We start from the raw sequence: 8,797 nt of genomic DNA on the forward strand, positions 1-8,797 counted from the left end.
CCTCTTTACTGTACATAAATAACACCGAAAATACGAAATTGTTATTTCTTAATCAATAAAACTACATTCTCAACATGATGTGTATGAGGAAACATATCCACTGGCTGAACTTTCTCCACCTTATATTTAGCATCAAGCAGATTCAAATCTCTAGCTTGTGTAGCAGGATTACAGCTCACATAAACCACTTTTTCGGGCTCAGCAAACAATATTGCTTCGATTACATTGTCGTGCATACCTGCACGGGGAGGATCGGTTATAATAACATCGGGCTTACCATGTTCATTGATAAAGTCTTGAGTTAAAATATCCTTCATATCACCTGCATAAAACAAGGTATTTTCTATTTTATTGTTTTGAGAATTGAATTTTGCATCTTCAATTGCATCTTCTACATATTCTATACCTACTACCTTACGAGCATTGCGAGCCACAAAATTGGCAATAGTTCCCGTTCCTGTATATAAATCATATACCAGTTCATCTCCTGTCAATCCGGCAAAATCACGGGTTATTTTATACAAGTTGTAAGCTTGCTCGCTATTGGTTTGATAAAATGATTTCGGTCCGATCTTAAATTTAAGACCTTCCATTTCTTCATATATATAGTCATTGCCTTTCCAAGTTAAGACCTCTTGATCAGTTATCGTATCATTGGCTTTCTGATTGATGATATACAATAAAGATGTAATCTGAGGGAATTTTTCGGCAATAGCATTCAATACATCCTCATGCTTTTCTTTGTCATCGTCATAAAATACCACGATTACCATTAACTCTCCTGTACTTGATGTACGAATAATTAAGGTACGCATCAATCCTCCTCTATTTCTCAGATCGAAAAATGTATATTCTTTTTCATAACAATAATCACGGATGAAATTTCGAAGCTGATTCGACACATCTTCCTGCAACCAACATTTATTGATTTCTAATACCTTGTCAAAACAACCAGGAATATGAAAACCAAGTGCATTCATATTATCGAATGTCTCGCCTGATTTAACCTGATCCCAAGTCAGCCATTTTTTATTGGAGAAAGTATATTCTAGTTTATTTCTGTAGAATGTAGTCTTTTCTGAACCTAGAATCGGTTTTATCTCGGGTAAATCTATTTTACCGATACGAGTAAGGTTATCCTCTACTTGTTTTTGCTTATATCTTAATTGTTCCTCGTAAGGTAAGATTTGCCATTTGCAACCACCACATACCCCAAAGTGTTCACAAAAAGCTTCGGTACGTATATCCGAATACTTTTCGAAGCGAATAGGTTTACCTTCGGCATAATTCTTTTTCTTACGGCTTAATTGTAGGTCTACAATATCACCGGGAACTACGAAAGGGATAAACACGATCATATTATCGATCTTTGCAATAGCCTTACCTTCGGCTGCAATATCTACTATTTCGACCGAAGGATATATCGGTTGTGGTTTTCTATCTTTTCTCATTTCTATTTAGGTCGCAGACCTCTTTATTATTTTTGTAGTTGACATTAACAAGCCTTACCAAATAAACAATATAGCAACAGACTGTTATCTTGTATATACTTGTGCTGCAAAAGTAATATAAAAAATTAAGCCCATAAATCAATATTGATTCAATGGGCTAATTATTCTAAAAAATAAGTTATTATTATTTCTCGACTTCCTTATCACAAAAAAGTCCCCAAGTTTTTTACTTGAGGACTTTTCTTATATTAAATATAGTTCTTTATGCCATTTCTGCTTTCTCTGCTTCTAATTCAGCTTTCTTTGCATCCATCTTCCGAGTTATCTTTCCATAAATAACAAGGGCAATAGCCGAAACCAATCCTATACCAAAGAAGAATACCCAGATATAGTGCGCATTCTCAGTAGCCGCAGCATAGGCTTCGGGCGTTGAGAATCCTTTTGGATCGGGACAATATTTTTGCAAAAGGAATCCTGAAATACCAAATGCAAGCAACGAAGATACGAACGAATGCAAGTGACTAAAGCCAAGATAAAGCCCTTCTTCACCCTTAGGAGCTTGAAGAGAAAAATATTCCAAGAAACGAGGAGATATAAAACATTCAGCCAATGCTTGAAATGCAATACCCACAATCATCATGAAAGTCACAGGATGAATAGTACCAAAGAGCAAGTCATTTCCCATAAGAGAACCTCCAGCCATGATACATGCCGATATTGGGATAATAAACATACCAACAGTCATAGATGCCAAAGCCGAACGTTTTTGCATCACTGTAGTCACTAGGTTAACCAGAAGAAATACAACCAACGGATTTACGTTTGCAATCCATCCAGGAGATGCTTCTTGTCCTACCAAACGAATAACGTATTTAGGCATAGTAGCATACATCTGTTGTTGTACCATCCAGAAACCACTTACGATAAGGATAAGAGCAATTAAACGTCCGTTCTTACAAACTTTCACTAAAGCTTTAAATATATCTGAAAAGGTTTTTCCTTGTCCCGAAACATTCGACGATTGATAGAAGAAATAAACAGCTACTAAAGCTAGTAACGTCATAGATGCAGAAAAGTAATTTAGATATACTAAACCTATATCGCCTAAACTTTTACGAAGTGGATCTACCACAGTTTTACCCGTGAAAGCTCCAATATTCACCATCATATAGAATATAGCAAATCCACGTGCGCGTGTACTCTCTGTTGTCTCACGTGCTACCGTTCCCGATATTACAGATTTAATAAATGCTCCACCTATAACAATCAATAAGAGAATAGGAACAATAGACCAACGTTGAGAACTATCTAAAAGCCCAGTAAATTCGGTATCATGTCCGAAAGTAACAAGCCCTCTCTCTTGAAAAAATGAAGAAAACATCCCTTCTCCCGTTCCAGCACCATAACTAACCAGTCCTGCATTTTCGAACATAGTTGGGAATATACCCAAACCAAAGTATCCGATTGTAAGAAGTGCAAAAGCTATAATAATAGATGTTCTGAAACCTATTTTATCAGCATAAGCACCAACCAAAGTAGGCAGAAGATAAAGTAATGCAGAGAATGTACCCGAGATCAATCCCGATTCAACATCAGAAAAGCCCCATACATTGGATAAATAAATAGTAAGAACGATAAAGACGGCATAATATGCCAACCTTTCCAATAATTCGACGGAATTGGCAACCCAAAAGGCTTTAGAGAATTTAGTCATAATAGTCTAGAGTCTGTTTTTATATTTAAGAATAGTAATATATTTAATAGTTAAACGGACATGGTACTTATGCAAATATTCTATGATATCTGCATTTAGAAAGGTTTCATATAATAAGTTATAGCGGCCGACATAACTCGGTTGGCAGATCTCGAAAATGGATCTGTTTTATGGCTTTTGTAAATATCAGAAAAGCCCATATAATAACGTCCTTCTATTGTAAAATTACCTGCACCTGTACGAAGTTCAAACCCCATTCCGACAACTAAACCATAGTCTAATTTATGTTGGGCTTTGCTTCCATAATGAGCAACAACATAAACCGAGTCGGGAGGAGAAGTGGCAATCCACTCCGAAAAAGCTTCATTCTTTTTTTCAGAATCACCTACAAGGAAACTTATTTGGGGTCCTAAATTTACAAAAGCACGTCCCTTCTTTCCAAAGTAGATGTGCGTCAAAAAGGGGATTTGAATATAACTAAGTGTCCTGCTATATTTAAGTTTTGGTAGATCCTCCCCAAATTTTTGCTCATATCCTTGTTGACTGTAATTCAATTCAGCTATAAACCCTAGGTTCTTCTCACTGATATATCGAACAGATACCCCCCCCTTATATTGTTGCAACATTTTTGTGTTTAACTCAAATCCTGGGGCTGTCGTAACAAAGCTCATTGTTGAGAATGTAGGACCGAAGTTTACCCCAAAATTCCATTCGGGAGTAAATTCGGATTGAGAATATCCTTTGATGCAAGCCAAAGCAAGCAATAAAACGGTGAGAGCTTTTTTTATCATTTGCCATATTCTATTTTATCGACACTACCATCTATCTTATAATGAACTATATAAAATCCATTATTCATATAACCACCTGCCGAATTTACCTTACTAAAGGAAATGGGGGTTTGCAAAGTCGATACTGATATTGAATTTATATTAGATTCGAAGTTCTTTCCATATTTTAATAATCCTGTCAGAAAATAGATACCTGTATCATAACCTAAAGCTCCGTATTTAGGATAAGTATTAATCAAAGACTTATCGTTATACCATCTCTGATAATTGGAGATAAATTGCTTAGTCTTATAGTCATCATCCGACATATAGAATGGAGTATATATATACGTATCATTTTTATGAAAATTGGCAAAGAACTGAGGATAGGTTTGCCACTCTGGATGTCCAAATAAAGCCAAGTCAATATTAGGCTCTTCTTCTTTGATCAAATTTAATACCGGTAGCAGAGTCTCTAGCAACTGAGCAGAACCCGAAGCTGCAACTATTATATTTTTTCGATTCAGGTCTAATACCGAAGCCAAATTAGTAGCCAAGTTATCATTCAGAGCAATACTACTGGCACGCATTCCTCTTTGATTTAACTGACCATTCAAAGTTGTAACAAACTCTTTCTTGCTATTATTTCCATTCTCCATTATGTAGATAATGTTATCATTCCCAAAGAAATCAGCAAGAACTTGGGCAGTGTTATCATACAAAACATCAGAAGGAGCATTCAATTGCAATACCTGTGTATTTTTCTGTGCTTCATTTGTTTTTGTAGGAAAAGGTATTGCATACTTTATCCCTTCTTTCTTCGCAAAATTAGAAAGCACATCTACTTGTTCGGGAGAAAAGCCACCAATAATCAGATCCAGATCCCTCATTTCAGTGGTTTCTAATAAGCTCTCTAATTTAGTAGTTCCTTCTTCGGAACCCATATCAAAAACATATACATTGGCTGAAAGACCTTTAGCCTTCATCTCCTCCAATGCCAATAAAAAGCCTTCGTAATACTCTATAAAACGTGCACTTTTCCCCTCTGATTTATTTACAAAAGGAAGCACTACACCTACTTTTATTGCATCTACATCCTGCAAATTCCATTCGGGAGCAGACTCCGTTTGAGAATACCCATTAATGCAAGCCACAGCAAGCATCAAGAAAGCCAAGGTTCTTTTTATCATTTGCCGTATTCTATTTTATCGACACTACCATTTGTTTTATAATGCACTATATAAAATCCATTATTCATATATCCACCTGATCCACTTACTCTATTAAAAGAGATTGGTGTTTGCAAAGCTGGTACTGATATTGAATTTATACTAGATTCGAAATTCTTTCCGTGTTTAAATAATCCAGTCAGAAAATAAATACCTGTATCATAACCTAAAGCTCCATATTTGGGGTAAGTATTTATCAATGATTTATTATTATACCATTTTTTATAATTCGAGAGGAATTGTTTGGTCTTATAATCGTCATCCGACATATAAAATGGCGTATATATATAAGTGTCGTTTTTGTAAAAATCAGTAAAGAACTGAGGATAGGTTTGCCATTCAGTATGTCCGAATAGAGACATATTAGTATTAGGTTGTTTCTCTCTTATCGAACTTAAAACAGGCAACAGACTCTGCAATAACTGAGCAGAACCCGAAGCTGCAACTATCACATTTCTGCGATTTGCATCTAAAGCCAATGCCAGATTAGCAGATAAATTCTGATTTGCAGCAACACTCGTTGCACGCATTCCTCTTTGACTTAACTGAGCGTTTAAAGCTGTAATAAATTCTTTTTTGTCATTATTCCCGTTTTCAGTAATATAGATCACATTGGCATTACCAAATAGGGTAGAAAGAGTTCTTGTTGTATTATCGTACAATATTTCATGAGGAGCATTTAACTGAAACACCTCATTGTTTTTTTGAGTCTCATTTGTTTTAGTCGGAAAAGGTATTGCATATTTTATCCCCTGCTTCTTTGCAAAATTAGAAAGCATGTCTACTTGATCTGACGAGAAACCTCCGATAATAAGATCTAAGCTTTTCATTTCAGACGTTTCCAATAAACTTTTCAATTTGGCTATTCCCGTTTCAGAACCCATATCGAAAACATATACATTAGCCGAAAGACCTTTTGCTTTCATCTCTTCTAATGCTAATAAGAAGCCCTCGTAATACTCTATAAAACGAGCACTTTTCCCTTGTGATTTATTGAGGAAGGGAAGCACAACTCCTACTTTTATAGCATCTATGTCCTGTAAAGTACTCACCGGAACTTGCCCACTTGGGTAAGAAGAACCAGCACTTTGAAGCGAAGGTATTAGAATAGTCATACCTTGCTTTAACCCATCCTTTAATATAGGATTAAAGTCAATCAAAGCTTCAGGAGTAGTGTTATATTGTCTGGCAATTCCATAAAGAGTTTCTTTTGGAACCACCTGATGTTCTATGAAACGACTCTTTGCCTGAGCAATGGATTGTGGGACTGGAGTATTTGAAACATTATTAGAAGAACGACCTCCTGATGATGGTATTAACAATGATTGCCCTTCACTTAAAGGCTTTAACTTTAATTCGGGATTAGCGTTTATCAAATCGTCTACTTTCAGATCAAATTGTTTCGCTATCGAATATAATGTTTCCTTTGCTTTTACTATATAAGACCGTACATTTGAGTTTGCGGTTTGATTTAGTGAAGTATTACTCGTAGGTATTTTGATCTGCTCACCCAACTTCAAGCCTTTTTCGGCCTTTGGATTCAGAGCATAAATATCACTAACCGAAATATTATATAAGCGAGCTATCGAATAAGCAGTTTCTCCTTTTGCAACTGTATGTGTTGTAAATTTACCATTGCCTTGCAAAATTTCGACTTTGAGAGCCGATGCAGATACTCCTTCTGTCGCCGACAAAGAAAGAGTAGTTGCTAAAGCGAGATAACAACCTGCAAGAATGGATTTAACGTATTTAAAATTCATTTGAGTGTGTATTTATTATTCTAAACAAAGGTATAAAAATTAGTGGTATTTTTTATAAATATCGAGGTTTGTTCCTCAAAACACTATTTGTATTTATCCCAAAGTTGCGATTCTATGACTTCATGTGTTCTCTTTATCAAATCAGGGATATCAAGCTCGGTAAGCCCCTCAGTAGATATAGGATCATGCACTATTATTTCCATCTCTTTACCAAAACTCATTACTCTCGAATGTATTTTCAATATATCATAAGGTCCATTCAATGTTATCGGCACAATAGGCAACTTCATCTGGGTTGCAATTATATATGCACCTTTTTTGAATCGCCCCATTTTTCCGGTATAAGTACGTTGACCTTCAGGAAATATAGCCATAGAAACTCCTTTTTCGAGTTCATCCTCAGCCTTCTCTATTGTTTGTGCCAATGCTCTTGTATTTGAACTGTCTACAAATACATGACCAGCAATTTCGGATGCTTTACCTACAAATGGAATTTTACGCAACTCATGCTTTTGCACCCATTTAATATTATGCCCCAGATAACCATAGGTCAAGAAAATATCGAATGCTCCTTGATGGTTTGCTATAAAGATATAAGACCCATTGGGATCCAACTTATCATTCTGTTTCACCCTAATTTTACATAAAGCAGCTTTACAAACTATTTTCGACCAATACTCTGGAGGAGTATATCCCCAGAATTTACGATTTCCGATCGAACAGCCTAGCATCACAAGAATTGCTGTAACTATACTAGTCACAACAAGAATAGGAATAAAAATAAGCCATTGGTACAAGAAAGAAAGAATACCCTTCATCTTATTCTAATATAGTTTTTCGGTTCAGATAAACAAAAATACATTTTTTTGTTCTCTTCTGAAACAAATGCTACACTTTAAGATAATGATGTACCCCTACTACACTTTATAAAGGGTAAGGAAAAAGCTTTTAAAGCAGTAAAATGAAGTAATGGAAAACATTATTCTATTTTTTATTACAACATGCTTTCCTTTCATAAAGGCTTAAATGCTTACATTTGTCTACTTGATGTTAATAGCAGATATGGAAGAAGATTTAAGAGAATATAACCCTGAAGGTTCAGACTTGAGAAAGCTACAACTCAAAATGTTTGAAATACTCCAAGTAGTAACCTCAATTGCAGGCAAACACAGCATCCCCTATTGGTTAAGCGGAGGTACTCTGCTAGGCGCTGCCCGACATGGAGGCTTTATACCTTGGGATGATGATATTGATATTGAACTGCTTCTACCCGATTATAAGAAACTACTTAAAATTCTGGAAAAGGAATTGCCATCGGATCTTTATTTACAAACGCCCAAAGACAAAGGCTATCGTCTGCTATTCTCCAAAGTAAGAGACAAGCACTCGGTTGTAGTTGAAGAAGATGATTTAATGGATAATTATTTTGAAAAAGGAATATACATAGATATATTTCCGGAAGAGAGAAGTTATAAGCCTTTAAAGAATGTAGTTGATTTTTTTTATGGTAGATCTTTTCGCCGACTCAAACGAGGAAAGCCATTTCATTCTCTAAAATATTTTTACGAATATACATTATCTCTCCTTCTCTACCCTATTGGCATTTTATTGACCTGGTTTGCCAGAGGATTATGTGCCATCACCCACCCTAATAATATCCTGCATAGTTATGGCATTGGTAATACAACCAATCATAATGCGAGCTACATGTTTCCATTAAGCACAATCGAGTTTGAAGGAAAAACATTCTCTGCTCCGGGTAGCACCGAAGCCTATCTTACAAAACAGTATGGTGATTATATGAAAATTCCACCAAAAGATAAAAGAGCAACTCACTTTTTAAGAGTGAAATATAAATAAAGAGAAAGTGAGG

At 35.6% G+C, this 8,797-nt stretch carries 7 protein-coding genes; 1 reads left to right on the forward strand and 6 read right to left on the reverse strand.

Features of this window, described 5'->3' with window-relative positions:
• Positions 1-41 precede the first annotated feature (41 nt).
• The 6 genes from rlmD to HGC4_RS15655 form a co-directional block, all read right to left on the reverse strand.
• Positions 42-1,451 (reverse strand): 23S rRNA (uracil(1939)-C(5))-methyltransferase RlmD, encoded by a 1,410-nt coding sequence (rlmD, locus tag HGC4_RS15630; protein ID WP_050711068.1) that lies wholly within the window; start codon positions 1,449-1,451, stop codon positions 42-44.
• 262 nt (positions 1,452-1,713) lie between these two features.
• Positions 1,714-3,165, reverse strand: coding sequence for a POT-type proton-dependent oligopeptide transporter (locus HGC4_RS15635; protein ID WP_050711069.1), 1,452 nt, complete (start codon positions 3,163-3,165; stop codon positions 1,714-1,716).
• Between the two features lie 95 nt (positions 3,166-3,260).
• Positions 3,261-3,956, reverse strand: a complete 696-nt coding sequence (locus HGC4_RS15640) for a porin family protein (protein ID WP_050711070.1) — start codon at positions 3,954-3,956, stop codon at positions 3,261-3,263.
• Positions 3,953-5,125, reverse strand: a complete 1,173-nt coding sequence (locus HGC4_RS15645; protein ID WP_050711071.1) for an ABC transporter substrate-binding protein — start codon at positions 5,123-5,125, stop codon at positions 3,953-3,955. The genes HGC4_RS15640 and HGC4_RS15645 overlap by 4 nt, the downstream gene beginning before the upstream one ends.
• Positions 5,122-6,924 (reverse strand): LysM peptidoglycan-binding domain-containing protein, encoded by a 1,803-nt coding sequence (locus tag HGC4_RS15650; protein WP_050711072.1) that lies wholly within the window; start codon positions 6,922-6,924, stop codon positions 5,122-5,124. Before HGC4_RS15650 ends, HGC4_RS15645 begins: the two co-directional genes overlap by 4 nt.
• Before the next feature lie 83 nt (positions 6,925-7,007).
• Entirely contained in the window at positions 7,008-7,742 is a 735-nt protein-coding gene (locus HGC4_RS15655; RefSeq protein WP_050711073.1) for a lysophospholipid acyltransferase family protein, read from the reverse strand.
• A gap of 208 nt (positions 7,743-7,950) precedes the next feature.
• Between HGC4_RS15655 and HGC4_RS15660 the strand changes: the two genes are divergently transcribed.
• On the forward strand, positions 7,951-8,784 hold the full coding sequence (locus HGC4_RS15660; protein ID WP_242047188.1) for a LicD family protein: 834 nt from the start codon (positions 7,951-7,953) through the stop codon (positions 8,782-8,784).
• Positions 8,785-8,797 lie beyond the last annotated feature (13 nt).

Origin of the sequence: Dysgonomonas sp. HGC4, from assembly GCF_001261715.1 — a bacterium.
Classification (GTDB): Bacteria; Bacteroidota; Bacteroidia; order Bacteroidales; family Dysgonomonadaceae; genus Dysgonomonas_A.

What these genes read in the sequence shown, in the direction of transcription:
- rlmD (WP_050711068.1), bottom strand. Translation starts at nt 1,451, where the DNA reads ATGAGAAAAGATAGAAAACCACAACCGATATATCCTTCGGTCGAAATA.
- HGC4_RS15635 (WP_050711069.1), bottom strand. Translation starts at nt 3,165, where the DNA reads ATGACTAAATTCTCTAAAGCCTTTTGGGTTGCCAATTCCGTCGAATTA.
- HGC4_RS15640 (WP_050711070.1), bottom strand. Translation starts at nt 3,956, where the DNA reads ATGATAAAAAAAGCTCTCACCGTTTTATTGCTTGCTTTGGCTTGCATC.
- HGC4_RS15645 (WP_050711071.1), bottom strand. Translation starts at nt 5,125, where the DNA reads ATGATAAAAAGAACCTTGGCTTTCTTGATGCTTGCTGTGGCTTGCATT.
- HGC4_RS15650 (WP_050711072.1), bottom strand. Translation starts at nt 6,924, where the DNA reads ATGAATTTTAAATACGTTAAATCCATTCTTGCAGGTTGTTATCTCGCT.
- HGC4_RS15655 (WP_050711073.1), bottom strand. Translation starts at nt 7,742, where the DNA reads ATGAAGGGTATTCTTTCTTTCTTGTACCAATGGCTTATTTTTATTCCT.
- HGC4_RS15660 (WP_242047188.1), top strand. Translation starts at nt 7,951, where the DNA reads ATGCTTACATTTGTCTACTTGATGTTAATAGCAGATATGGAAGAAGAT.